Source organism: Paraburkholderia sp. UCT31, from assembly GCF_014397655.1.
GTDB classification, from domain to species: Bacteria; Pseudomonadota; Gammaproteobacteria; order Burkholderiales; family Burkholderiaceae; genus Paraburkholderia; species Paraburkholderia tuberum.
Genome location: NZ_VZQP01000050.1, coordinates 17948 through 42682, shown reverse-complemented (window position 1 = coordinate 42682; position 24735 = coordinate 17948). Strand labels below are relative to the sequence as shown.

20 protein-coding genes and 2 pseudogenes are annotated in these 24735 nt (G+C 64.5%); 11 read left to right on the top strand and 11 right to left on the bottom strand.

Annotated features, from left to right (window positions below):
• Nucleotides 1-202: 202 nt before the first annotated feature.
• The 4 genes from F6X40_RS31820 to F6X40_RS31805 all read left to right on the top strand — a co-directional run bounded on the left by F6X40_RS31820 (nucleotide 203) and on the right by F6X40_RS31805 (nucleotide 5559).
• Nucleotides 203-1603 carry a GntP family permease gene (locus F6X40_RS31820; protein WP_187630548.1) on the top strand — a complete coding sequence of 467 codons (1401 nt, stop codon included), beginning with the start codon at nucleotides 203-205 and terminating at the stop codon, nucleotides 1601-1603.
• A 457-nt stretch (nucleotides 1604-2060) separates the two neighbouring features.
• Entirely contained in the window at nucleotides 2061-2312 is a 252-nt protein-coding gene (locus tag F6X40_RS31815; protein ID WP_008921056.1) for a hypothetical protein, read from the top strand.
• 406 nt (nucleotides 2313-2718) lie between these two features.
• The gene (locus F6X40_RS31810; RefSeq protein WP_184073079.1) at nucleotides 2719-3711 is read left to right on the top strand and encodes a DedA family protein/thiosulfate sulfurtransferase GlpE; all 993 of its coding nucleotides are present in this window, start codon (nucleotides 2719-2721) and stop codon (nucleotides 3709-3711) included.
• A 117-nt stretch (nucleotides 3712-3828) separates the two neighbouring features.
• Nucleotides 3829-5559, top strand: coding sequence for an FAD-dependent oxidoreductase (locus F6X40_RS31805; RefSeq protein ID WP_187630547.1), 1731 nt, complete (start codon nucleotides 3829-3831; stop codon nucleotides 5557-5559).
• 95 nt (nucleotides 5560-5654) lie between these two features.
• Here F6X40_RS31805 and F6X40_RS31800 read toward each other — a convergent pair whose 3' ends face one another.
• The 3 genes from F6X40_RS31800 to F6X40_RS31790 all read right to left on the bottom strand — a co-directional run bounded on the left by F6X40_RS31800 (nucleotide 5655) and on the right by F6X40_RS31790 (nucleotide 9355).
• Nucleotides 5655-5912: a hypothetical protein gene (locus F6X40_RS31800; RefSeq protein WP_018424067.1), complete on the bottom strand. Its 258-nt coding sequence runs from the start codon at nucleotides 5910-5912 to the stop codon at nucleotides 5655-5657.
• Nucleotides 5913-6006: 94 nt separating this feature from the next.
• Nucleotides 6007-8190, bottom strand: coding sequence for a hypothetical protein (locus F6X40_RS31795; protein WP_187630546.1), 2184 nt, complete (start codon nucleotides 8188-8190; stop codon nucleotides 6007-6009).
• 262 nt (nucleotides 8191-8452) lie between these two features.
• A complete protein-coding gene (locus tag F6X40_RS31790) occupies nucleotides 8453-9355 on the bottom strand; it encodes a DMT family transporter (RefSeq protein WP_184037909.1) in 903 nt (300 codons plus the stop codon).
• Between the two features lie 235 nt (nucleotides 9356-9590).
• Here F6X40_RS31790 and F6X40_RS31785 point away from each other — a divergent pair, with 235 nt between their 5' ends.
• Nucleotides 9591-10466 (top strand): helix-turn-helix domain-containing protein, encoded by an 876-nt coding sequence (locus tag F6X40_RS31785; protein ID WP_090808206.1) that lies wholly within the window; start codon nucleotides 9591-9593, stop codon nucleotides 10464-10466.
• Nucleotides 10467-10504: 38 nt separating this feature from the next.
• Here the strand turns inward: F6X40_RS31785 and F6X40_RS31780 are convergent, their stop codons facing one another.
• The 4 genes from F6X40_RS31780 to F6X40_RS31765 all read right to left on the bottom strand — a co-directional run bounded on the left by F6X40_RS31780 (nucleotide 10505) and on the right by F6X40_RS31765 (nucleotide 16999).
• The gene (locus F6X40_RS31780) at nucleotides 10505-13537 is read right to left on the bottom strand and encodes an FAD-binding and (Fe-S)-binding domain-containing protein (protein WP_187630545.1); all 3033 of its coding nucleotides are present in this window, start codon (nucleotides 13535-13537) and stop codon (nucleotides 10505-10507) included.
• Between the two features lie 47 nt (nucleotides 13538-13584).
• Entirely contained in the window at nucleotides 13585-14334 is a 750-nt protein-coding gene (locus F6X40_RS31775) for a 2-keto-4-pentenoate hydratase (protein WP_187630544.1), read from the bottom strand.
• Nucleotides 14335-14337: 3 nt separating this feature from the next.
• Nucleotides 14338-15624 (bottom strand): MFS transporter, encoded by a 1287-nt coding sequence (locus tag F6X40_RS31770; protein WP_187630543.1) that lies wholly within the window; start codon nucleotides 15622-15624, stop codon nucleotides 14338-14340.
• Between the two features lie 154 nt (nucleotides 15625-15778).
• The gene (locus tag F6X40_RS31765; protein ID WP_184073061.1) at nucleotides 15779-16999 is read right to left on the bottom strand and encodes a pyridoxal-phosphate-dependent aminotransferase family protein; all 1221 of its coding nucleotides are present in this window, start codon (nucleotides 16997-16999) and stop codon (nucleotides 15779-15781) included.
• A 170-nt stretch (nucleotides 17000-17169) separates the two neighbouring features.
• Here F6X40_RS31765 and F6X40_RS31760 point away from each other — a divergent pair, with 170 nt between their 5' ends.
• On the top strand, nucleotides 17170-17901 hold the full coding sequence (locus tag F6X40_RS31760) for a GntR family transcriptional regulator (protein WP_187630542.1): 732 nt from the start codon (nucleotides 17170-17172) through the stop codon (nucleotides 17899-17901).
• A gap of 393 nt (nucleotides 17902-18294) precedes the next feature.
• Here F6X40_RS31760 and F6X40_RS31755 read toward each other — a convergent pair.
• Nucleotides 18295-18636 (bottom strand): annotated as a pseudogene (locus F6X40_RS31755) (MFS transporter); the annotation flags it as partial.
• Between F6X40_RS31755 and F6X40_RS31750 the strand changes: the two are divergent.
• Together F6X40_RS31750 and F6X40_RS31745 are read left to right on the top strand one after the other, a co-directional pair.
• Nucleotides 18602-18739 (top strand): annotated as a pseudogene (locus F6X40_RS31750) (AraC family transcriptional regulator); the annotation flags it as partial. The pseudogenes F6X40_RS31755 and F6X40_RS31750 sit on opposite strands and share 35 nt — an antisense overlap.
• A 53-nt stretch (nucleotides 18740-18792) precedes the next feature.
• Complete coding sequence (locus tag F6X40_RS31745; protein ID WP_184037889.1) at nucleotides 18793-19551, top strand: SDR family oxidoreductase; 759 nt, start codon at nucleotides 18793-18795, stop codon at nucleotides 19549-19551.
• A 543-nt stretch (nucleotides 19552-20094) separates the two neighbouring features.
• On the opposite strand, the gene F6X40_RS31740 is transcribed toward F6X40_RS31745, so the two are convergent.
• Complete coding sequence (locus tag F6X40_RS31740) at nucleotides 20095-20367, bottom strand: hypothetical protein (RefSeq protein ID WP_262421613.1); 273 nt, start codon at nucleotides 20365-20367, stop codon at nucleotides 20095-20097.
• 352 nt (nucleotides 20368-20719) lie between these two features.
• Here F6X40_RS31740 and F6X40_RS31735 point away from each other — a divergent pair, with 352 nt between their 5' ends.
• From F6X40_RS31735 to F6X40_RS31730, 3 genes are all read left to right on the top strand, one after another.
• Nucleotides 20720-21100: a BON domain-containing protein gene (locus F6X40_RS31735; RefSeq protein WP_090808180.1), complete on the top strand. Its 381-nt coding sequence runs from the start codon at nucleotides 20720-20722 to the stop codon at nucleotides 21098-21100.
• Nucleotides 21101-21805: 705 nt separating this feature from the next.
• Nucleotides 21806-21940, top strand: coding sequence for a hypothetical protein (locus F6X40_RS42775; RefSeq protein ID WP_018424053.1), 135 nt, complete (start codon nucleotides 21806-21808; stop codon nucleotides 21938-21940).
• A gap of 42 nt (nucleotides 21941-21982) precedes the next feature.
• Nucleotides 21983-23629, top strand: a complete 1647-nt coding sequence (locus F6X40_RS31730; protein WP_187630541.1) for an NRAMP family divalent metal transporter — start codon at nucleotides 21983-21985, stop codon at nucleotides 23627-23629.
• 119 nt (nucleotides 23630-23748) lie between these two features.
• Here the strand turns inward: F6X40_RS31730 and F6X40_RS43655 are convergent, their stop codons facing one another.
• Nucleotides 23749-24030: a flavin reductase gene (locus tag F6X40_RS43655; protein WP_262421612.1), complete on the bottom strand. Its 282-nt coding sequence runs from the start codon at nucleotides 24028-24030 to the stop codon at nucleotides 23749-23751.
• Nucleotides 23987-24730 (bottom strand): SDR family NAD(P)-dependent oxidoreductase, encoded by a 744-nt coding sequence (locus tag F6X40_RS31720; protein WP_187630540.1) that lies wholly within the window; start codon nucleotides 24728-24730, stop codon nucleotides 23987-23989. The genes F6X40_RS43655 and F6X40_RS31720 overlap by 44 nt, the downstream gene beginning before the upstream one ends.
• Nucleotides 24731-24735 lie beyond the last annotated feature (5 nt).

Sequence of the window (24735 nt, the reverse complement as noted above, 5' to 3'; positions counted from 1 at the left end):
ACCGGATGGAAGTCCCGTTTCGGAGACACTTGGGTACAATCCGCCCACGATGCCTCGGCCCGCCGCCGCGCGGCCGCGCCATGCGCCACGGCGGGCCGGCAGCAAAACGGCAGGCATGGCATGGAACCTGCGTTCCGAGCGCGCCGCGCCGTCGCTCGATCGGGACGGCAAACATGTAGAACAACCGGGCTATGGAGACTCAATGACCTTTCTCATCGTTATCGCCGCGCTGGCGTTTCTGATGTTCGCTGCGTATCGCGGCTACAGCGTGATCCTGTTCGCGCCGATCGCGGCGCTCGCCGCCGTCCTGCTCACCGAGCCCGCCGCCGTCGCGCCGGTTTTCACGAGCATCTTCATGGACAAGATGGTCGGCTTCGTGAAGCTGTACTTCCCGGTGTTTCTGCTCGGCGCCGTATTCGGCAAGGTGATCGAGCTGTCGGGCTTCTCGGAGTCCATCGTCGCGGCCGCGATCCGCTATATCGGCCGCTCGCGCGCTAACGCGGTGATCGTCGCGGTGTGCGCGCTGCTCACCTACGGCGGCGTGTCGCTGTTCGTCGTCGTGTTCGCGGTCTATCCGTTCGCGGCCGAGCTGTATCGTCAGAGCAACATTCCGAAGCGGCTGATGCCCGGCGCGATCGCGCTCGGCGCGTTCTCGTTCACGATGGACTCGCTGCCCGGCACGCCGCAGATCCAGAACATCATCCCGACGACGTTCTTCAAGACCACCTCGTGGGCCGCGCCGACGCTCGGCGTGCTCGGCTCGCTGTTCATCATCGTGGTCGGTCTGTCGTATCTGGAATGGCGCCGCCGCGCCGCGATGGCGACCGGCGAGGGTTACGGCACCGACCTCGTCAACGAGCCGGAGCGCGTCGAGTCGAAGCAGCTGCCGCATCCGCTGCTGGCGCTCGCGCCGCTCGTCATGGTCGGCGTCGCGAACTTCCTGCTGACGCGCTGGATTCCGACCTGGTACGGTCCGTCCTTCACGGTCACCCCGGACATCCTGCCGGGGCTGCATGCGCCGGTCGAAACGAGCGTCAAGGCTCTCGTGGGGATTTGGGCCGTGCTGGGCGCGCTGCTGCTCGGCATCGTGATGGTCGTCGTGACGGCGTTCAGTCGCGTCAGCCAGCGCTTCGCGGTGGGCACCAAGGCGGCAGTGGCGGGCGCGCTGCTGGCGTCGCTCAACACCGCGTCGGAATATGGCTTCGGCGGTGTGATCGCGGCGCTGCCGGGCTTTCTCGTCGTCAGCAGCGCGCTGAAAAGCATTCCGAATCCGCTCGTCAACGCCGCGGTGTCGGTCAGCACGCTGGCGGGCATCACGGGTTCGGCATCGGGCGGCATGAGCATTGCGCTCGCCGCGATGTCGGATACGTTCATCAAGGGTGCGGAAGCCGCGCATATTCCGCTCGAAGTACTGCATCGCGTGGTCGCGATGGCGAGCGGTGGCATGGATACGCTACCGCACAACGGCGCGGTGATTACGCTGCTCGCCGTGACGGGTCTCACGCACCGGCAGTCGTATCGCGACATCTTCGCGGTCACCGTGATCAAGACGCTCGCGGTGTTCTTCGTGATCGCGGTGTATTACACGACCGGCCTCGTGTGAACGCCGAACCGGAAAACAGTACTTTGATCTGATAGATCCGCATTACTCCCACCTCGACAGCCGGCCAACGAAGCACGAGGATGGAGCCGTCAGCGCCCAATGTTGCAAGGGCAGGCTGACCCGAGTAACAACGGCGTTTAACGGCCCGTCCCTGTCCGGACGGGCTATTTTTTTGCGCGCGCCCAACGCTTCCTAGCCCGCCCCCGCGTCACCCGCATGACAAAACCCGAACGCACGACGCGCCACCGCGGGGCATGAAAAATGCGTCCGTCGCGACGAGGAGTCGCGTTAAACTGGTTGCTCGCTCCGCAACCGCGAATCCGCTAGCGGCAGCGTCACACTCGACTAAAACCCCGGCGAGACAGAGGCAGACGCGACACGGCACGACGACGCGGCAGACGGCACGCCGTCCGCCCCGTACAATGGTTCCATCACCAACGCAACAAGGACAACTTCGATGCGCATCACCGGGTCCTCCGGGTCAATGGCCCTGCTCACCGAATACGACGACGCAACGGCGCGCGAACTTCGCTCGCTGCGCCTCGAATCGACCGAAGACGGCAAAGGCATCCTGCTGATCGAGGTCGATGAGCGCAAGCCGGGCATCCATCGCGAAGTGCGCTACGAAATCACGCCCGCGGAGCTGATCGCCGCGATCCGCGCGCATGGCGCCGAGTTGCCGGGCGAGCAGCACAATCATCGTCAGTGAAGCAGGCGCGCGGCGGGTGTGACCGTCGCGTGACTCGGCAGCCTCTCGCGCCGGTTGCGTCGCGCTTCGACGCGCCAGTGCGGGATTATTCGCATTGGGCGCGCCTGCGCTCGTCGCCGTGCTTCCGTTTGTTCCGTTCACGCCGCCAATCCCCGCTTTCCTACGGGTTTTTGCAAGCGCCTTCGCGTCTCGTCGAGCGCGCTTACCCGGCCTTCAGCAACTTGTCACAAGCGGTTGCCACGCTTGTGTATCGAGGCATGCGGCGACATAGGGCGACCTGATCGCAGCCAGAAGACGGGCCAATTTCCGGGCCGGTTGCACGTCTCGAAAATACGTCCATAATCCTTGCATTCCCCTTTGCATTCCTTACCGCGCTGCGCCCGCAAGGGCCGCGGATGTTAAACCGATGCTACATGACCTCGTCGCGCAATATGGACCGGCGCTCGTCTTCCTCAATGTGCTGGCCGCCGCGCTCGGGCTGCCGGTGCCGGCCATGCCCTCGCTCGTGCTGTTCGGCGCGATGGCCGCGATGCACCCCGGCTCGGTCGGCACGCAACTGCTGCCGGTCCTCGTGCTGTCGATCTTCGCGACGCTGATCGGCGACAGCGCGTGGTACGTCGCGGGCCGCATCTACGGCGGCAATACGCTGAAGACGATCTGCCGGCTGTCGCTGTCGCGTGACACCTGCGTGAAAAAGACCGAGCGCTTCTTCGGCCGCTGGGGCGTGCGCGTGCTCGCGGTCGCGAAGTTCGTGCCGGGGCTGTCGATCGTGTCGATCCCGATGGCCGGCGCGATGGGCACGCGCTATCGCACCTTCCTCAGCTATGACGGCGTTGGTGCCGCGCTGTGGTCCGGCACCGGGCTGATCATCGGCGCGCTGTTCGCGCGGCAGATCGACATGCTGTTCGCGATTGCCGGGCGGCTCGGGCGCACGGCGGCGCTCGTCGTCGTCGCGTTGCTGGTGCTGTACGCGGTGTACCGGTGGATCCGGCGCCGTCAGTTGATCGCGAAGCTCGCGTCCGCGCGCATCGAGGTCGACGAACTCGCGAAGCTGTTCGCGGCTGACCGGGCGCCGGTCGTGTTCGACATCCGTTCGGAGGAGAAGCGCAAGCTCGATCCGTTCGTGATCCCCGGCGCGCAATTCGCCGATGAACGGCAACTCGACGACATCGTCGCCACCTACGCGCACGATCAGAAGCTCGTGATCTACTGCTCCTGCCCGAACGAGATTTCCGCGGCATGGATGGCCAAGCAGCTCAACGAAGCCGGCTTCTCCGACGTGCTGCCGCTGCGCGGCGGCATGGAAGCCTGGCGCGATTCGGGCAAGCCGGTCGACTCGCTGCCCGCGATGCCGCCGCCGGAAGTCGCGGTCGACGACATCGCGCCCAAAGCCGTTTAGCCGTAATCAGCGGCGGCATCGTCCGCCTGACGCGCGCGGCACGGCTCGTCCGGCGTGCGAACGCGGATCGCGTTGCCTCGCGTTCAATCGTGCAATGAATATCGAAGGAGCGGTTCAATGCTTTCGACTCAGGACGTTTCGACTCAAGAGGTGGAAGGACAGCAGGGGGTCGTCGCCGACGCGCCGTTTTCGTCGCTATCGACGCGCATGCACCAGATGTTTCCGGAGCTCAGTTGCGCCGAGATCGACCGGCTCCGCCGCTTCGGCGAGGTCGGTCACTGGAAGTCCGGCGAGCTGCTGTTCGAGACCGGTCACACCGGCCCCGGCATGTTCGTGCTGCTCGAAGGGCGCGTGAAGGTCTATCAGCGTGACGGCATCGGCCGCGAAGTCTTGATCGGCGAGAAGGGCGCCGGACATTTTCTGGCCGAGGTTGGGCAACTGTCGGGCAAGCCCGCGCTCGTGAACGGCCTCGCGATCGGCCCCGTCGAAGCGCTGCTGATTTCGCCCGAGCGCCTTCGCGCGCTGATCGTCGCCGAAGCGGAACTCGGCGAGCGCATCATGCGCGCGCTGATTCTGCGGCGCGTGTCGCTGATCGAAAAGGGCGCGGGCGGGCCAATCCTGATCGGCAATAGCAGCGACGCACGGCTCGTGACGCTGCAAGGCTTCCTGTCGCGCAACGGCCATCCGCATTCCGTGATCGACGAACGCGACGAAGACGCGCTGCGTCTGATCGAGCAGTTCGCCGCGCAGCGCGAGGACCTGCCGCTCGTGATCTGCCCGGACGGCTCGGTGCTGCGTCATCCGAGCATGCCGGAGCTTGCCACTCGCTTAGGTATGCTGCCCGATCTCGACGACACGTACGTGTACGACGTCGCGATCGTCGGCGCGGGGCCGGCGGGACTTGCCGCCGCGGTGTACGCGGCCTCCGAAGGACTTTCGGTGATCGTGCTCGACAGCCGCGCACCGGGCGGCCAGGCGGGCGCGAGTTCGCGCATCGAAAACTACCTCGGCTTTCCGACCGGCATCTCGGGCCAGGCGCTCGCCGGCCGCGCGTTCGTGCAGGCGCAGAAGTTCGGCGCGCACGTTGCGATCCCAGTCAACGTGAAAGCGCTGCATTGCGGGCAGTCGCCGTATCGGCTCGAGCTGAAATGCGGCGGCCACATCAGCGCGCAGGCGATCGTGATCGCGAGCGGCGCCGTGTACCGGCGCCCGGCGCTCGACGGGCTCGAGCGCTTCGACGGACGCGGCGTCTACTACTGGGCGTCGCCGGTCGAGGCGAAGCTGTGCAAGCGCCAGGAGGTCGTGCTGGTTGGCGGCGGCAATTCGGCCGGCCAGGCGATCGTCTATCTGGCGACGCACGCGGCCAAGGTTCACGTACTGATCCGCCGCAGCGGTTTCGAGGCGACCATGTCGCGCTATCTGATCGACCGCATCCGCTCGCTGCCGAACGTGTTCGTGCATCCGAATTCGGAAGTCGGCCGGCTCGAGGGCGATGAGGACGGGCTCGTGTCGGTCGCGCTGAAGCGGCCGCTGCCCGGCGGCGTCGATCACTTCGACACCCGGCATCTGTTTCTGTTCACCGGCGCGGACCCGAACACCGAATGGCTGCGTACCTGCGGCGTGCAGCTCGACGCGAAAGGCTTCGTGCTGACCGGCATCGGCGCGGATGGCTCGGCCACCGCGTGCGATCTCGGGACCACGGTCGAAGGCGTCTATGCGATCGGCGATGCGCGTGCCGGCTCGACGAAACGCGTGGCCGCGGCGGTCGGCGAAGGCGCGGCCGTGGTCGCGCAGATTCACCAGTTGCTGGCGCAGACGAGCGGTGAAGAGGTGGCGCTCGGGGCGTGAGCCTCAGAGAGCATGAAAAAAGCGCACGGTGAGTTACACAGTGCGCTTTTGTATAACAGACGGCACGACGGTTGCGCCGGAGCGGACCCGCGTGTTCAGCGGTCCAACTTCGCGCGCAACTCGCGCGCGGCCTCCAGCAGTCCTTCGTAACCCGAACGCGCGTGCTCCGGCAGATCGGGATCGCCGACCAGTGCGCCGAGCGTTTCGATCAGACTGTACACAATGCCTTTCGCGGCGCCCGATGCAATGCCGCCAGACGACACCTGCTGATCGACGTGACTGAGCGCCGCGTCGAGCTGCTCGATCTCGGGACGATCGTCGGAGGGCGGCTTGGGAGAAACGTCTTGCGTCATGATCGAACATCGCTCCATTGAGTGCATCGGTAAAGTTGTTATATACCGATCGTGCGCCGCCGTCTATTCGTGTTCGGCGCGACAGCGATCCACGTCAAGGCGTCCAGCGATACATCAGCAGCTTCGCGCGCGCGTCGTCTTCGACCAGCACCACGTACTCGCCGTTATCGCGCTGCACCGCGCTGATGCCGAGATACACGTCGACCCAGCCGCTCGTGCCGCCGACGCTCGCGCCCGGCGTCATGTAACCGACCGCCGCGCCGTTGCGCGCGTCGTAGACGTCGATGCGATCGGTGTAGAGCTCCGCAACGAAGATATAGTTGCCCGCCACCGCGACGCCGACCGTGGTGGTCTGCGGATCGCTTTGCGTGTTCCACGGCAGCGAGACCGTGTATGTCAGCGTCGGGTTGCCGCTGCTCCAGTTGTCGTAGCGGGCCAGCACCGGACCCGCTTCCTTCCAGTGCGTCGGGTCCCACGGAATCGCACTCGTGAAACCGGACAGATACATCGTGTCGGTCGCTGCGACGTAGACGAGTCGCGCGAGCCGCGTGAATGGCGCGGGCATCGCGAACATCTTCGCACTCGCGTACGTGTAGATCGGATTGCCGGCGGAGTCGAGACCTTGCAGCGGCATCTCGCGCACGCCGCTCAAGGGCGTGGCAAGCCACACGTTGCCGGGTTCGTCGACCCACCAGAAGCCGTCGCCGACCGTGCTGCCGGTCGACGGATTGCCGCTGATCTCGCTCGCGTCGACGGCGCCATTGCCATTGCTGTCGCGCCACAGCCATTCGCCGTACGTCGGTTGCGCGGCGGGCCATGCGCCGGGCAGCGGATTCTGCGCGAACATCCCCGACGGTATCGCGATCTCGCCATGCGCGGCATCGAAGCGATAGACGTTCAGATAGTGCGCGCCCGGATCGAGCGTATAGAGAAAGCGCTGGCCATCGAATCTGCGCACCATCGGTTCGCCACGCACGCCGCGCGGCTCGTGAAACGCGGGATCGTCGGGGTAATCGAAGCGATCGAGCGTGAACGCCGCATATGACCATTCGTGGCCGACCGGCTGCCTGTAATCGAGCGTGAAGCGCTTCGAGCCCGTGTAGATGGAAGCGGGCGGGGCCGGGTCGAACGCGCCGCTATCGACGAAGCTCAGACCGTAGAGCCGCCAGTTGAGCACGCGCGTGCCGTACACGTAGCTCTCCAGCACTGCGCCCTGCCCTACGGATGCCGAGCCGAGCGCGCGCGGTCCCTCGCCGTTTTGCGCGACGTACAGATTGCCGGCCGCGTCGACGCCGATGCCGGTGATGCCGTTGAAACGCGTATCGCCGGGCACGCCGCGCACCGGGTGGAAAATGCCGTTGCGCGTGCCGGTCGACGCGCCCGCCTGCATCTGGCCGCCAGCGCCCTTGTTGAACACGAGGATCTGCTGCGAAACGCCGTTGTCGGCGACCAGCAGTTGGCCGGATGGCGTCACTGTGAGGTCGCTCGGCACGGTGCCGGCGGGCAGCGTCAATGGACCGGCGAGCGCGGTGCCGTCGGCGCGGTAGTGCAGGATGCTCAGATTGGCTGTGCCGAAGCCGCTGATGATCCACAACGTCGAGTCGGTGTCGATCGCGATGCGGGCCGGCGACGCGACGCTCCACGAACGCAGCGGCTGCATGGACTGCGCGTCGTACACGGCGATCCGGTTGCCGTACGTGTCGGCCACGTAGAGCTCGCTGTCGGTTGCGGCGAGGCCGCGAATGCTCGCGTCGGTGCCGGTCTTCACCGTATCGACCGCGACGAAACTGTTCTTCGTCGCATTCGCGCTATTGCCGATGCCGCCGGAAAACGGCGCGCCGGTCGCGAGATTCGCAAGCGTGCGTCGCGTGATGCCGTACCAGGTCTGATTGGCCGGCGGATAGTCGGCGCCGACCAGCGCATTGTTCTCGTTGCCGATCGACATCGCCGCATAGAGGTACGTCTGGTTGACGGCCACCGCGTCGCCGCCGGCCGCGCCCCAGCCATGCGTCGAGCCGGCCACCGCGAGCTTGTCGCCCGCGCGATAGGCGGCGATTTCACTGCCGCTTTCGTCCCACGGCGCATTCGTATAAACGGTGCCATTGGCGCCGACGCTAATGGCCTGAATATCCTGCTGCATCCATTTGCCGTCGCCGAATCCGAAACTATTACCGATCCATGAGGTCGTGTAATTCAATTGGGATTGCGCGGAAACATTCGGCGAGATCAGGCTGTGGATTAACACCACGACCAAGCCAAGGCGGGAGAAAGGCTTCACGGCGGTCTGTCCTTGCGAGGCGCGAGACGCGCACATCAGATTTGGCGTTTTATCCTCTCATATAAAAATAGTAAATTTATTGATGAAAAAATTATTATTGAATGCCGATTCATCCAATTCATTCCATTTGCATCGAATCAGGTTTCCGACACAATCTTTCCTTCACGAAACCGGTAAAAACCGGTTCCCGTAAAGCCTCACCGATCAGCGATTCAGTCGCTTTTTCTGCTCCTGTAAATCCTCACCTTGAGCGAGACGCTCATCATGTCCGCGCCGCCCGGCGACGCTCGAAAATCCGCCGCGTCAGATCGAACGCCACCAGATTGCCGGCCACCACGAGCATTAGACCGACCACCGCGAGCGCTGACCACCGATAGCCCTCGAACAGCGTCGAAGCCGCGAGCGCGACGATCGGAAACAGCACCGTGCAATAGGCGGCCCGCTCCGGGCCCATACGGCCGACGAGCATCAAGTACGCCGTAAAGCCGATCACCGAGCCGAACACCACGAGATACGCGAGCGCACCGAGATAGCGCGCCGACGGTTCCACCGCGAACGAATAGCCGGCGAACAGACTACCGAGCGTCAGGACGGCAGCACCGATCAGCATCGCCCAGCTGTTGGTCGCGAACGGATGCAGGCCCATCGACTGCATGCGGCTCGACAGCAGGTTGCCGGCCGAGAAGCACAGCGTGCCGAGAAACGCGACGCCGAGCCCGAGCCATGCGGTGTGATCGCCGAGATGCCCGGCCATCTGCTGCACGAACAGACAGACGATGCCGACGAGCCCGAGCAACGCACCCGCAATCGCGCTCGGCTGCAGAGGCCGGCCCATGAACAGCCGCCCGTTGATCGAGTTCAGCAGCGGCGCGGTCGAGAACACCACCGCGACGAGCCCGCTCGGCACGAGCTGTTCGGCGTAGTAGAAGCACAGGAAATTCAGGCAGAACAGCGCGAGACCCTGCGCGGCGAGGTAGCGCCAGGCGTCGCGCGGCGGCCAGATCGGGCGGCGCATGATGCGCGCCAGTGCGAACATCAGCAGCGCGGCGATCCAGAAACGCCACGCAATCGATACCGGTGGCGGCACCGCGCCGAGTTGCCATTTGATTGCGATCCACGTGGTGCCCCAGATCAGCACGGTGATGGCATAAAGGAGGAGATTCATGGTCGGGCCTCAGACTGCAATGACGGACTGCGATGACGCGCAGCATGGAAGAAAGCCCGACTATGGAACCGCGCCGCCGCCCGCAATTGTCCAAAATTGCGCACTTTTTCGCGCCGATGCGCAGGCTGACGGGACGCGCCGTATACTGGCCGCTCAACCACCACCGTACACCGGAAAACCTCCGCGCGCCGCCGTGAACCCCACCCCGTCCGTCCCCGTGATATCCACCGCCGGCATGCCTTTTGGCCTGCAGTCGGTCTGTCACACGCTCGCCAGTGCGAACGCGCATCTGGACCGCTTCGCGTGGCTCGGCGACGGACTCGCGATCGCGCTATGGACTCGCGACACGAAGGAGGACGAGACCGTCTACGAACGGCCCGGCCATCACACGCTGTCGTGCTATCTGGACGGCGGCTATCGCACCGAGCGCCAGAAAATGCCGGGCCACTACGGCGCGCCGTCGCGGCTGTGCGCACTGCCCGGCGATCACGAATCGCGCTGGTGGGTGCGCGGCCACATGCACTTCATGCATCTGTACTTCCTGCCCGAGCACTTCACGCGACGCGCGGTGCAGGAACTCGACCGCGAACCGCGCGAACTGACGCTCGCCGATCGCACCTATTTCGAGGACCCGCGCATTGCGAGTCTGTGTCAGTCGCTCGTCAACGAGGAGTGGGAAAGTCCCGACGGTCTGCTGCGCACCAACGAGACCGCGCACGAAGTGCTGAGCCTGCTATTGCGCGGCCAAGGCGTACGGCGCGCGAACGTGGCGCTGAAAGGCGGGCTGTCGGCCGCGACGCGGCGCCGCCTGCGCGACTATATCGACATTCATCTTGCGCAGCCGTTGACGCTCGGGGAGCTGTCGGGTGTCGCGGCGCTGTCGGAGTTTCATCTTGCGCGGATGTTTCGCGAGTCGTTCGGGTTGCCGCCCGCCGCCTGGATCGCGCGGCAGCGGCTCGATCGCGCGCGCACGCTGCTGCGCACGACGACGTTGCCGCTCGCGCAGATCGCCGGGCAGTGTGGCTATGCGAACGCGAGTCACTTTAGTCACCGGTTTCGCGAGGCTGTCGGGGTGACGCCGAGTGGGTTCCGGCAGGCTATCGGTGTTTGAGATTCGCGTTTGAGTTTCGCTTTGCAGTTAGCTCCGCGTCATCGCAGCGCCATCGCCAGCACGCGCGCGACGTGGATCGCGTCGACGCCCGCGCCGTCGTGAATCTGATGCCGGCAGCTAGTGCCGTCGGCGACCATCAGCGTGGCCGCGTCCAGCTTGCGCACCGCGGGTAGCAGCGACAGCTCGGCCATCGCCTGCGAGCTCGCGTAGTGCTCCGCTTCATAGCCGAAGCTGCCGGCCATGCCGCAGCACGACGATTCGATCGTCGATACCTTCAACTCGGGAATCCACTTCAGCACGGTCTGCACCGGCGTGAATGCGTCGAACGCCTTCTGATGGCAGTGGCCGTGCACGAGTGCCTGCTGCATCGGCAGCGGCTTCAATTCGAGCTGCAATCGTCCGGCCTTTTCTTCGCGCACGAGGAATTCCTCGAATAGAAACGCGTGCTGCGCGAGGCGCTGCGCCTCTTCGCCGAAGCCGTACTGCAGGAATTCATCGCGCAACGACAGCAGACACGATGGCTCCAACCCCACCACCGGCACGCCACGTTCGACGAACGGCCTGAACAGCTCGAGCATGCGCCGCGCTTCCTCTTTCGCTTCGTCGACGAGACCCGCCGCGAGAAACGTGCGGCCGCAACACACCGGACGCTCTCCCGGGCGTGCATTGAAGTGGACCGTGTAGCCCGCCGCTTCGAGCACCTGTTGCGCGGCGCGCGCGTTATCGGGCTCGAGGTGATTGTTGAAGGTATCGACGAACAGCAGGACTTCTTTCAGCGCGCACGCCTGCGCAGCGTTGCGTGCAGGCTTCGCGGACACCGCATCGGCCAGAAACGCCTTCTTGAACCGCGGCAAACTCCGCTCGGTCGCGAATCCGACCGAGCGCTTGAACCACGCCGACAGCACCGGCACGTTGTCGGCGAGCGCCAGCAGCCTCGGCATGCGGCTCGCCGCGCCCGCATAGCGCGGCATGAACGCGACGAGCCTGTCGCGCAGCCGCACCCCATGCGTCTTGACACGCGCCGCCCGCGCCTCGATCTTGAACTTCGCCATATCGACGCCGGTCGGGCAATCGCGCTTGCAGCCCTTGCACGATACGCACAGGTCGAGCGTTTCCTTCACGTCATCGCTCGCGAGCCCGCTTTCGCCGAGCTGCCCCGAAATCGCGAGCCGCAACGTGTTGGCCCGCCCGCGCGTCAAATGTTGCTCGTCCTTCGTCACGCGATAGCTCGGGCACATCGTGCCCGCGTCGAACTTGCGACAGTGGCCGTTGTTGTTGCACATCTCGACCGCTTTCGCGAGGCCGCCGCTCAGATCGTCGCCGCTGCCGGGCGCGCTTTCTTCTCCCGTCAGCGGGTCGCGCTTCACGTTCCACGTCGACCAGTCGAGCGCCGTTTCGATGCGCTGTTCGCGATAGCCCGGCGCAAAGCGGAAATTGCGCGCGTCGTCCATCTTCGGCGGACGCACGATCCTGTCGGGATTGAAGCGGTTGTCCGGATCGAACAACGCCTTGATCTCGCTGAACGCCTGGTTGAGCCGCGGCCCGTATTGCCATGCGACCCATTCGCCACGGCATAGCCCATCGCCATGCTCGCCGGAATACGCGCCCTTGTACTCGCGCACGAGCGCGGCCGCTTCCTCGGCGATCGCGCGCATTTTTGTCGCGCCGTCGCGGCGCATGTCGAGAATCGGCCGCACGTGCAGCGTACCGACGCTCGCATGCGCGTACCACGTGCCTTCGGTGCCGTGGCGATGAAACACGTCGGTCAGCCGGCTCGTGTAGTCGGCCAGATGTTCGAGCGGCACCGCGCAATCTTCGATGAAAGACACCGGCTTGCCGTCGCCCTTCATGCTCATCATGATGTTGAGACCAGCCTTGCGCACTTCCCACAGCGCTTTTTGCGCATTTGCGTCCGGCATCTCGACGACCGCATCGGGCAGGCCCAACTCGCCCATCAACTCCGTGAGCTGCTTCAGCGACGCGAGCTGCGCGTCGCGATCCTCGCCCGCGAATTCGACGAGCAGAATCGCCTGCGGCTCGCCGACCAGCGCCTTCTCGATCACCGGACGAAACGCGGGATTGCTCAACGCGAGATCGATCATCGTGCGATCGACGAGTTCGACAGCGACCGGCTTCAGCTTGACGATGTGCTGCGTGAGCGCCATCGACTGCCGGAAGGTCGGAAAGTTGACCACGCCAAGCGCCTTGTGCGCGGGCAGCGGCGCGAGCTTCAACGTGATCTGCCGGCTGAATGCGAGCGTGCCTTCCGAGCCGACCAGCAGATGCGCGAGGTTCGCGCTGCCGTCATCGGTATAGGCGCGCGGATTCTGGCAATCGAACAGATCGATGTTGTAGCCCGCGACGCGGCGCAGCACCTTCGGCACGCGCGCGATGATTTCGTCACGCTCGCGCTGCGCGATCCGCGTGACGCCCGCAACGATCTGCTGCAAGCGCTCACCTTGCGGCGGCTCGCGCAGCGACGCGAAGCGCGCTTCGCTGCCGTCGGCGAGAATCGCGTCGATCGCGTCGACGTTGTGCACCATGTTGCCGTACTCGATCGAGCGCGAGCCGCACGAGTTGTTGCCGGCCATGCCGCCGATCGTGCACTGGGCAGCCGTCGATACATCGACCGGGAACCACAGTCCATGCGGCTTCAGCCACGCGTTCAGATGATCGAGCACGACGCCGGGCTCGACCGTCACGGTGCGCGCGTCGGCATCGAACGCGACGATGTTGTTGAGCCACTTGCTCGTATCGACCACCAGCGCTTCGCCGACCGTCTGCCCACACTGGCTCGTGCCCGCGCCGCGCGCGAGCAGCGGTACTTTCTCGCTGCGCGCGATCTCGAGCGCGATGCGCAGATCGTCCTGATCGCGCGGCACCACGACGCCGACCGGCGTGATCTGATAGATCGACGCATCGGTCGCGTAGCGGCCGCGGCTGGCGAGATCGAACAGCACGTCGCCGCGCAGCGCTTTGCGCAGATGCTGCGCGAGCGGACTCGTTGCGCGCGCGGCGGACGGGACCAGATGGATCGGCTTGACGAGCAAGCCCGCAGTGGGATTCGTCATTTCGTCGGCCTGTGAGGAGCGCGCCTGAACCGCGCAGCTCGAATTACCTAGTACAGCGTCAGATGCACCGGCGCGAGTCCTTCGATATGCCCGCTCACGTCGCCCGCCTCGCGCGGAAAGAACATGCCGGTGTACGAACCGGCGGTGATCACCATCTCCGGCGTCACCGCAATGCCGCGCGAACTCGCGTGATTGACGAGCCACGTCAACAGCCGCCGCGGATCGCCGGCCGGATTCGCGGGCGTCGTTTCGACGACATTGCCTCCGTTGAACGCGAAACGCAGCGACGGCGCGACGAACGGAAAATCCTCGCGATACCGTGTGAATTCACCGACGATCAGCGCGCCGTGATTTTGCAGGTCCGCGAGCTGCGCGAGTTTGTCGATGGCGGGCCACGCGGCATGGCGGCTCGCGACGATCTCGATGGTCGCGCCGATCGAGCCGATGCCCGCGAGCACTTCGTCCTCGCGGTACGGTTTCGTGGACGGCTCGAAACGCCGGCCGAAACGGAACGCGACTTCGAGTTCGAGCCCGAGCGGCGCGAAGCCTTCGCGCGACAGACGCGCGCCGTCGGCGTGCAGATCGGTGTCGGGTAATGGCGCGCCTTGAATCGGTCCGCTCGCCGATTTCGCGCCGATCTTCCAGCCGCCGATTCGCGCGCCGCATGCGCTCAAGATTTCGTGCTGGATTGCGTAGGCCGCGTCGGCATCGGAAGGAAGCTGCTCCGGCGGCAACGTATCGAGCACCGTACGACTGCGACGCGCATCGGCAAGCAGCTGACTCAATGATGAAGTCATGTTTTACACGCCCATCCGTGTGGAAACGTGCGCCTTCTCCGACGCGCCAACTTCGAAGCGGCTCTCCGGCTGCATGCGGAACGCGAGCACGACGCCGATGCCCATCAGCAACATGCTGCCCACGAACGGCAGATCCCAGTTGCCAAAGCGGTCGATCAGAAAGCCGCCCATCACCGGCGAGATGATCGCGGCGAGCGCCGAGCCCGTGTTCATCATGCCGCTCGCGGTGCCGGCGAAGTCCGGCGCGATATCCATCGGGATCGCCCACATCGGGCCGATCGTCATCTCGGCGAAGAAGAAGCCCGACGCGAGACAGGCAATCGACAGCGTCAGGTCATGCGTGAACATCAGAGGAATCAGCGACAGCAGGCAGAACAGCATGCACACCGACACCATCCAGCTGCGCGCGCGTTTGAGGCTGCCGGTGTGCTTGAAAATCGCATCGGTGACGATGCCGCCGAGCGTGTCGCCGATCACGCCCGCGAAGAACACGACCGACGCGAAGATCGCCGACTTCTGCAATTGCAGATGATGGTTATGCAGGAAGTACAGCGGAATCCAGCTCAGGAACAGCCACAGCGTCCAGCCGTAGCAGAAGTAGACGATCGTGACCGGCGTCATGCGGCGAAACAGCTTGCCCCACGGCAGGCCGGAGACTTTCGGCTTCGGCGTGGGCAGCACCGCGAGTTCCTCGGGCGTGATGCGCGGATGATCTTTCGGATGCTCGGTGAATGTGAGCGCCCACATGACCACCCACACCAGACTCAGCGCGCCGCAGATAAAGAACGATTCGCGCCAGCCCCAGTTGGTCATCACGATCACGATGAGCGCCGGCGCGACCGCGTTGCCGACTCGCGACGCCGCGTGCGTGATGCCCTGCGCGAAGCCGCGCTTTTCTTTCGCGACCCAGCGCGACATCGCCGACGTTGCAGCCGGGAACGTCGCGCCTTCACCGAAACCGAGCACGAGCCGCGCGGCGAGCAACGAAGCGAGCCCGCCCGCGAAGCCCGTGAACACCGTCGCGAGACCCCAGATGGCGCCACAGAACAGCAGCGTGCGTCGCGCGCCGAAGCGATCGCTTACCCAGCCGCCGATCACCTGAAACAGCAGATACGGATACGCGAAGGCCGAGAACACGAGCCCGACCTGCGTATGCGTGAGATTGAATTCCTTGCCGAAACCCGCCGCCGCGGTGCTGACGTTTACGCGATCGAGGTACGTGATGAAGTACATGATGCAGAGCATCACTAGAACGATACTGGTCGCACTGGTCAAACGAAACCGCTTCATCGTCTCTCTCCATGGCATGTGTCGACGGCGCGTCTGAAGTGGCGCGCTGCGTCGTCGCCCGTCGGCCGCGAGAGCCGCTATGGACGCATTGCATGTTGTTCTGGCCGCGTTCTGCGCGCGGCTCGATGAGGGAAGCGCTCCCTGCGCCCGACAATCAGGCCGCGGCCTTCAACCCCGGCGTCTTCGGTGCCTGGCTCAGCCACTCCATCGCGGCCGGCATGCCGCTTTCCTTGAGCGGCACGCCAGCAAGCCGCAGACCCATTTCGCAGCCAGCCAGTGTCGCGAGCAGCATCAGATCGTTGCAATCGCCAAGATGGCCGATGCGGAACATGCGGCCTTTCATTTTGCCGAGGCCCGTGCCGAGCGACATGTCGAAGCGTTCGTAGATCAGCTTGCGCACCGCGTCGGCATCGACGCCGTCGGGCATCATCACGCCCGTCAGCACCGGGCTATAGACGGCGGGATCGGCACACTGGATGTCGAGCCCCCACGCGCGCACCGCGCGGCGCGTCGCTTCGGCGAGCCGCTCGTGGCGCGCGAACACGTTGTCGAGCCCTTCGCCGAGAATCATTTCGATCGCTTCATGCAGCCCGTACAGCAGGTTCGTGTTCGGCGTGTACGGCCAGTAGCCGGATTTGTTCATCTCGACGATTTCCGTCCAGTCCCAGAAGCTGCGCGGCAGCTTCGCGTGCTGGCTGGCGGCCATCGCCTTCGGCGAGATCGCGTTGAAGCTGATGCCCGGCGGCAGCATCAAGCCCTTTTGCGAGCCCGACACGGTCACGTCGACACCCCACTCGTCATGACGATAATCAGCGCACGCGAGACCGGAGATCGTGTCGACGAGCAGCAGCGCCGGATGGCCCGCGGCGTCGATCGCGCGACGCACGGCGGCGATGTCGGATGTGACGCCGGTCGAGGTTTCGTTGTGCACGACGCAGACCGCCTTGATCGCATGCTGCGTGTCGGCGCGCAGACGCTCTTCGATCATCTGCGGCTGCACGCCGCGCCGCCAGCCTTCGATACCTGGCAGCCCCAGGAATTCGGGCTTCAGGCCAAGCTGCACGGCCATTTTTTTCCACAACGTCGCGAAGTGGCCGGTCTCGAACATCAGCACGTGATCGCCGGGGCTCAGCGTATTCGACAATGCGGCTTCCCATGCGCCCGTGCCGGACGCCGGATAGATGACGACCGGCTGCTGCGTCTTGAAAATCTTCTTGATGCCGTCGAGCACCTTGAGACCCAGCTCGCCGAATTCGGGTCCGCGATGGTCGATGGTCGGATAGCTCATCGCGCGAAGGATGCGATCCGGCACCGGACTCGGCCCCGGAATCTGCAGGAAGTGACGACCAGCGGGATGAAAATCTAGCTTCAGCATCGAACTCCTCCAATTGAATTTTGCATGCAAAAAACTATATCAGAGGAACCGCGATGCTCCCAAGACGAAAATTGGCCTCTAAGGCCCGTGTTTACCCGCGTGTGCGCATGGATTAACTAATCGATATGGTTCCGATAAAATCTTATTCATATGAAGCTGAGGGTTTTTGTATGCAAAATTCGCATCTCGACGCGGGTCTGACCGCTGCCCCGCTGATGCCGAAGGTCGAGCGTCAGCGCCTGCACGACACGGTGGTGGAGCACATCCGCCGCTTTATCGTCGAGGGAGCGCTGGAGCCCGGCAAGAAACTGAACGAGCGGGAGTTGTGCGAAACGCTCGGCATTTCGCGCACGCCGCTGCGCGAGGCGCTGAAGGTGCTGGCTGCCGAAGGTCTGATCGAGATTTCGCCGAACCGGGGCGCGTCGGTATCGAAGATGTCGGAAGCGGAGGTGCGCGAAACCTTCGAATTGATGAGCGGCCTCGAAGCGTTTTCCGGCGAACTCGCGGCCGAGCGCATCACCGCGGCCGAACTCGCAGAGATCAAGGCGCTGCATTACGCGATGCTGGCGTGCCGCGCGCAGAACGATCTGCCGGGCTACTACAGTCGCAACCAGGCGATCCACGACAAGATCAACGAAGCGGCGAGAAATTCGGCGCTGCGGCAGACGTATGTGTCGGTCAACCGGCGGCTGCAGGCGCTGCGCTTTCGCTCGAACTATCAAACGCCGAAGTGGGACCGCGCGATTCACGATCACGATGAAATGCTGAAGGCGCTCGAGGCTCGCGACGGCAAGAAGCTCAGCGCGATTTTGCGGCAGCATCTGCTCGATAAGCGGGATGCGGTTTTGCAGGTGCAGGTGCAGGAGGAGGTGGTCGCTTCGGCCTCCGGGTTGAAGGCGTGATGCGGACAACTGATGCCGAATCCCGCTCCTCGCCACTCCGTCGGCAACAAAACTTGTCCACCTAAATTGTTGGCAAGCCTGTGGACAACCTTCGCACAGCGAGCTTAAGTGCTTGAAGCATGAGAACTATCTGCGCGCGGTGCACGCGTAGGCAGTGAGCGTCGCTGTGGAGTCCGTGATACTGGCGAGTGGGCTTCGCAAGGATGCCGTTTCACTCGCGCCGACCTCGAAGTCCAGTTGTCCACATAATTTGGGAACAAGCTTGTGGACAACCTGCGCACAGGCCTGCCAAGTGTTTGATACGGCAGGCCTATCGTGCGCGGATGCGGGAGCGGGCAGCGGCGCGGCACCTCACGCGATGCAAGCCAACGGCCGCGCCCTCCACCCTCGATTTCACTGCGTCGTTTCACGACTGCGCAACGACTCCGGCAACCCATACAGCACGATCAGCGCGCACACCACGCTCATCGCGCCGATCACATACAGCGCCGGCGTCGTGCTGCCGGTCAGATCCTTCACACGTCCGACCATCACCGGGCTCACGATCCCGCCGAGTTGCCCGAGCGTGTTGATCAACGCGATACCGCCCGCGGCGCCCGCGCCCGTCAGCAGCTTTGGCGGCAGCGCCCAGAATGCCGGGATCGACGCGACCACGCCCGCGCCCATCACGGCAAGCGCGACCACCAGCAAGGTGGTCTGCTTGTCGAAGAATCCCGCGGCGCTGAAGACGATCGCCTACGATTGCGGCTTCGGCACCGCCGACCGCATGCGCATCGTGTTTACGAAGCGGCTTGGCGTGACGCCGATGCGGTATCGCGAGCGCTTTCGCCCGGTGTGAATACGGCGTGAGAAAATCGTCGACTCTGCACGTCAACGATCACCAGGAACGACATGACCTCCTCTTCTCCGATTCGCGCGATCGTCACCGGCCATACGCGCGGCCTGGGCGCGGCGCTCGCCGAACAACTGCTCGCGCGCAACGTCACGGTGCTGGGTCTGTCGCGCTCGCGGCATGCCGCGCTGAAGGCGCGCTTTGCCGCGCGGCTCGAAGAGATCGAGCTGCCGCTGGCCGAGCCCGCACGCGTCGCGCAATGGATCGCCACCGACGCACTGAGCAACTTCGTGCGCGGCGCGCAGACGGTGCTGCTGATCAACAACGCGGGCATGATGCAGCCGATCGGGCCCATCGAAGGACAGGACGCCGCGAGCGTCGCGGACGCGGTGAGCCTGAACGTCGCGACGCCGCTGATGCTCGCGAGCGCGCTCGCCGCCACGGCCGTCGACGCAACCGACCGCCGCATCGTGCACATTTCGAGCGGCGCGGCGCGCAACGCGTATCCGGGCTGGAGCATCTACTGCGCGACCAAGGCCGCGCTCGATCATCACGCGCGCGCCGTCGCGCTCGACGCGAATCGCGCGCTGCGCATCTGCAGCCTCGCGCCGGGTGTGATCGATACGGACATGCAGGCGCAAATTCGCGGTAGCGGCGAAGAGCAGTTCCCGATGCGCCAGCGCTTCGACGACCTGAAGCGCAACGGCCAACTGTCGACGCCCGAGCAATGCGCGGCGCAGCTGATCGACTATGCGCTCAGCGATGCGTTCGGGCAGACGCCGGTCGCGGACATTCGCGAGATCGCGAAATCGGCCTGAACGGGCTATTGCTGCAGGGTATTTGCGCTCCCGAAAAGCCTCACCTCAAGCACGGAGCAGTGGCGGATCGGCGCCTGCTACCGTCGTCGTTTCTCCCGAAAAGCCTCACCTTTGAGGTGAAAAGAGGACTCGAGGAGGCATTTCAGCGAGCGCATTGCGGCGCTCACACACCGCTCCCGAAATCCCTCACCTTTGATCGAACGCAGCCGGATCGCTTCGCCGATGCCGGCCGCGTACGCGGCAGATCGCCTGGACATTCAACGACTTACGTTACACAGCCGGCGCACGGTCACCGCGACGGATGCCATGATTGGCGACTGCATGAAGCGCGTTTTGTGCGTCGCACGACGGGCCGTCGCCCGATACAGCATCGACGGCTCCCGAATATCCTCACCTATGGCTGACCGGCATAAATGCGCGCATTCCCGCGAGCCTCTTGCCGCGCGGTTTGTGCCGTTCCTGGCCCGGCCGGTTAGTTGCAAAAGAACCGCCCGCGCGCGACTCCCGAAAGTCCTCACCTTTGACGCGATCCACGCGCCACGTTCATTCGATCGGCACGTTCTTCAGCCCACGCACCGCGACGACGTTCTTCATCGCGTCGACGAGCGCCGTTCTAAGCTGCGCGGGCAGATGGCCGCAAAATTCGTCGTCGTTCTGATCGTCCAATTGCGCGAGTTCGGGGACGAGCGCCTGTGCGGCATCGCTTAACGCGATCAGATGATTGCGACGGTCTTCGTCGACCGTCTCGCGTTCGAGCAGCGCCTTCTCTTGTGCGCGCCGCCTTCGCCGGCTTCCGGCTAGACGGTCTGACCGCATGACGCCTCTGACGGAAACGTTGCATCGACGTGGGCGAACCTGACGAAAAGGAAGCAAGGTTGGGAATGCGATATTAGTTTCTCAGGAAAGCATTCGCAATTTGTAGCGCCGTCCGGGCGACTCCCGAATTCCCTCACCTTCAATTTTGAAGTGCGCGTACAGGTGCGCATATTCTCACCTCGGCGGCTCCCGAATCTTCTCACCTATCAGTATCGGCGCGTGCGCCGCAGAATATAATCGGGTCCGACGGTCGATGACTCGTCGCGAGGCGGTAGTGCGTTGCGCCGCCTCTTCCCCGCTGGCAGCACGCGGCTCGAACGGCAGTTCCTGACAAACCGGCAAAGGAGGAAGAATGAAAACAAACGGCGCGAGCAGAATCCTCGGTGCACTGTTCGCGGTGGCCATCGCGACTTGCGCGACCTATGCAAACGCACAGACGCGCGAGATGCCGAACGATGCGTCGATGCAAAGCCAGTCGGTCCCAGCGGCTTCGAACCGGAACAACAACCGGTCCGACAGCGCAATCGTCCGCGACGTCCGCCGCGCTTTCACGCGCACCACGAACCTCAATTCGGCGAACATCCGTGTCGAAGCGCGTCACGGCATCGTTACGCTGACCGGCACCGTGCCGCGGCAATCGCAAATCGCGCGAGCCGGCAACGCCGCGCGATCGGTTCGCGGCGTCAGAAGCGTGCATAACCGGCTGACCGAGCGACGGCGCGCCAATCAGTGAGCACGGCGTGGTGGCATCGGCCGGACGGATCGGTGCCGCCTGTTCGACCTCCCCCTATATCGGCCTCGACCCGCATGTCATTCAAAGTGCCCACCGTCGCGCGCCGCACATTTTTTCTGCTCTGCTTAAGAAACAGGTTGACCTCGGCGGAAGGCGAACCCTAGAATTCAAAAATCATCACCAATGGGGCTCATGCCTTGGACACCTGCAGTAGCCGACTTTCGAACAGATTAGCTGCCTGACCGGCAGGACGTCCGCGCTCTCTTCATCAGCCGCCGTCTTGCCAGTTGGCAGACGGTGCGCGCCGCAGTTTCTTCCCGTGCACCTAAAGCAACGTCGTATCCGCATGACAGGAACGCCGCATTCACGCGCGTTCCCGCGCCGATACGGCGTCGCATCGCGAGCCTTGCGCTTGCGGTCGCGTTTGCGCGCGCGTTGTCAGTCAACGCAATGCGCGCGAACGCGTGGATAAACACGTGCGTAGCGAACGTGCGTAGCGAACGCTTCACACGCTCGAACGCAGTCCCCGCTACACACCGACAAGGAGCCGCCATGCCCGACAGTGACAGTTATCCCTTATGCCGCTTCCCCGTTCTATCAACCGAGGAAAGCGAGTAGACCTCCACCGCCGCGCCCGGACATACGCGGCCTCCGTGTCTGCTGGCTTTCCACCAGCGCGTCGAAACCGGCGCACGGAGATCCCTCATGCAATTCGGCCTCCTTCTTTCGCAGTTCCCGCGTGTGCAGGAATCGCGCGCCCATTACGACGGCATGCTCGTGCTGCACGCACCGCATCCGTTCATCGCCTTCTGCCGTCGCGTGATGTCGCGCGTGGCATAGCGTTTCGCGATCCTTCGACAAATACAACCAGGAGAGAACGACATGTCTACTCCGACGAACATTTCCTCCGCGCGCAGCGCCGTGCTCGATTCGGCACACGTCGGCGATATCAAGGGCGCGCTCGGCACGATCGCTCACCATGACATCGCGCCACGCACGAGCTGGTGGGCGCGCCTGCGCACGCTGCTCGCGATCCTCGGCCCCGGTCTGATCGTGATGGTCGGCGACAACGACGCGGGCGCATTCGGCATCTACACGCAGGCCGGCCAGAACTACGGCACTACGTTGCTGTGGACCATGCTGTTGCTGGTGCCGGTGCTGTTCGTCAATCAGGAGATGGTGTTGCGGCTCGGTGCGGTCACGGGCGTGGGCCACGCGCGGCTTATTTTCGAGCGCTTCGGCAAGTTCTGGGGCGCGTTCAGCGTCGTCGATCTGTTCCTGCTGAACGCGCTAACCATCGTGACGGAATTCATCGGCATCACGTTCGTGCTCGACTTCTTCGGCGTCTCGAAGATCGCGGGCGTGTGCATCGCCGCGGCGCTGACGATGGCCGCCGTCAGCACCGGCGACTTCCGCCGCTTCGAGCGTTTCGCGGTCGCGCTGTGCGTGTTGAGCCTGCTGCTCGTGCCGGTGCTCGTGTCGATTCATCCGCCGGTCGGCCAGATCGCGCGCGACTTCTTCATTCCGAACTGGCCCGCGCACTCGAAGCTGTCCGACGTGATGTTGCTCGTAATCGGCATCGTCGGTACGACGGTTGCTCCGTGGCAGCTGTTCTTCCAGCAGAGCTATGTGGTCGACAAGCGCATCACGCCGCGCTTCATGAACTACGAAAAAGCCGACCTGTGGATCGGCATCGTGTTCGTACTGATCGGCGCGGTCGCGATGATCTCGTTCAGCGCGGCGCTGTTCGACGGACGGCCCGGGTTCGGCAACTTCACGGACGCGGGCGGTGTGATCGCCGGTCTCGAGAGATACGCGGGACGTACCTCGGCCGTGCTGTTCGCGATCGCACTGTTCGACGCGTGCGTGATCGGCGCGGCGGCTGTGTCGCTATCGACCGCCTATGCGATCGGCGACGTGTTCAAGATCCGCCATTCGCTGCACCGTAGCGTGTCGGATGCGAAGGGCTTCTACGTCGTGTACTTCGCGATCGTCGCGGCCGCCGCGGCATTGGTGCTGATTCCAGGCAGCCCGCTCGGTCTGTTGACCGAAGCGGTGCAGACGCTCGCCGGCGTACTGCTGCCGAGCGCGACCGTGTTCCTGCTGCTGCTGTGCAACGATCGCGCGGTGCTCGGTCCGTGGGCCAATTCGAAGAAGCTCAATCTGTTTACCGGCGCGGTGATCTGGGTGCTCGTGATGCTGTCGATCATCCTGACCGCGTCGGTGATCTATCCGGACATCGCGGCGGAAACGATCATCGAAGTCCTGGCGGGCGGCACGTTGCTCGCGGTCGTCGGGTATGTGGCGAGCTTCGGGATGCGCAAGCTGCGCGGCGAGTCCGCGGCCGAGCCGGCTCCGGTCTATGCGAAGGACGCCCGCAACACGTGGCGCATGCCGCCGCTCGACGAACTGCCGCCGCCGCGTCTGACGCTCGCCAAACGCGTCTGGATGGGCGTGCTGCGCGGCTATCTGCTGCTCGCGATCGCGCTCGTGATCGTCAAGGTGGTGCAGATGGCGTTGCCGAAGTAGTGCGAATGGTGAGGAGTTCCAGGAGGTCCGGGCAATGGTGAGGTTTTACGGGAGCCATGTCGGGAGCGACAACGCAAGCGCTGCCGGAGCCTGAGCTGGCCGGCAGCGCTTCAAATGACTCATTGCCCCTTCCACGCGCGCGGCACCCGGTGAAAATTCCGGTCGAAGTAAATCAGGCTGTCGCCGTCGGCGCGCACGCGAATCTGCGTGGTCTCCACGAACATGACCGAGTGCGAGCCGACTTCCTTCGCTTCCACGATCTTCCCCTGCAAGCTCGCAAGCGTGGCGTGCTCGAAGTATGGAGCCCGTCGGACGAGCGGCCGGAATGACCCGGCCGCCTCGGCCCTTGCAGACGCATCAGCGCATGTACAGGCCTCCGTTGACGTCCCAGCACGCGCCATTGGCGAAATAAGCGTCGCCGGAAGCGAGCATCACGGCGACATCGGCAACATACGACGCGGCCCCGAGCTTGCCGACCGGTATCGCTTCGATCACTTTTGCCAGCTTGTCCGCCGCCACGCACTCGTGAACGATCGGCAAATCGAGCGGCCCCGGCGAGATCGCGTTGACTGTCACACCGCGCGCGGCGAGATCGCGCGCGAAGACCTTGGTCAGCGTCAGTACGCCGCCCTTCGCGGCCGCATAGTGCGCGCCCGTTGCCGAGCCGCCATTCTGCCCCGCCAGCGACGCGATATTGACGATGCGGCCCACGCCGCGCTGCGCGAAGTACTGCCCGAATACCTGGCCGCCGAACAGCACGCTGCGCAGATTCACGTTGATGACCTGATCGAACTGCTCGGCGGTAATGTCCATCACGGGCACGACCTTCGAGGCGCCCGCATTGTTGACGAGCGCGTCCACGCCACCCCAACGTTCGAGCAACGCGTCGCGCGCCGCTTCGAAGTCCGCCTTGCGCGTGACGTCGAGCCGGATTGCGCAGGCGCTCGAACCGTCGCTGCTGAGTTCATGCGCGAGCGCTTGCGCGGGTTCGATCGCAATATCGGCCAGCGCGACCCTGTAGCCTGCTTCGTGAAAACGACGCGCGACAACGGCGCCAAGTCCGCGCGCGGCGCCCGTCACGAGCGCGATTCTGTTCGACATGTTGC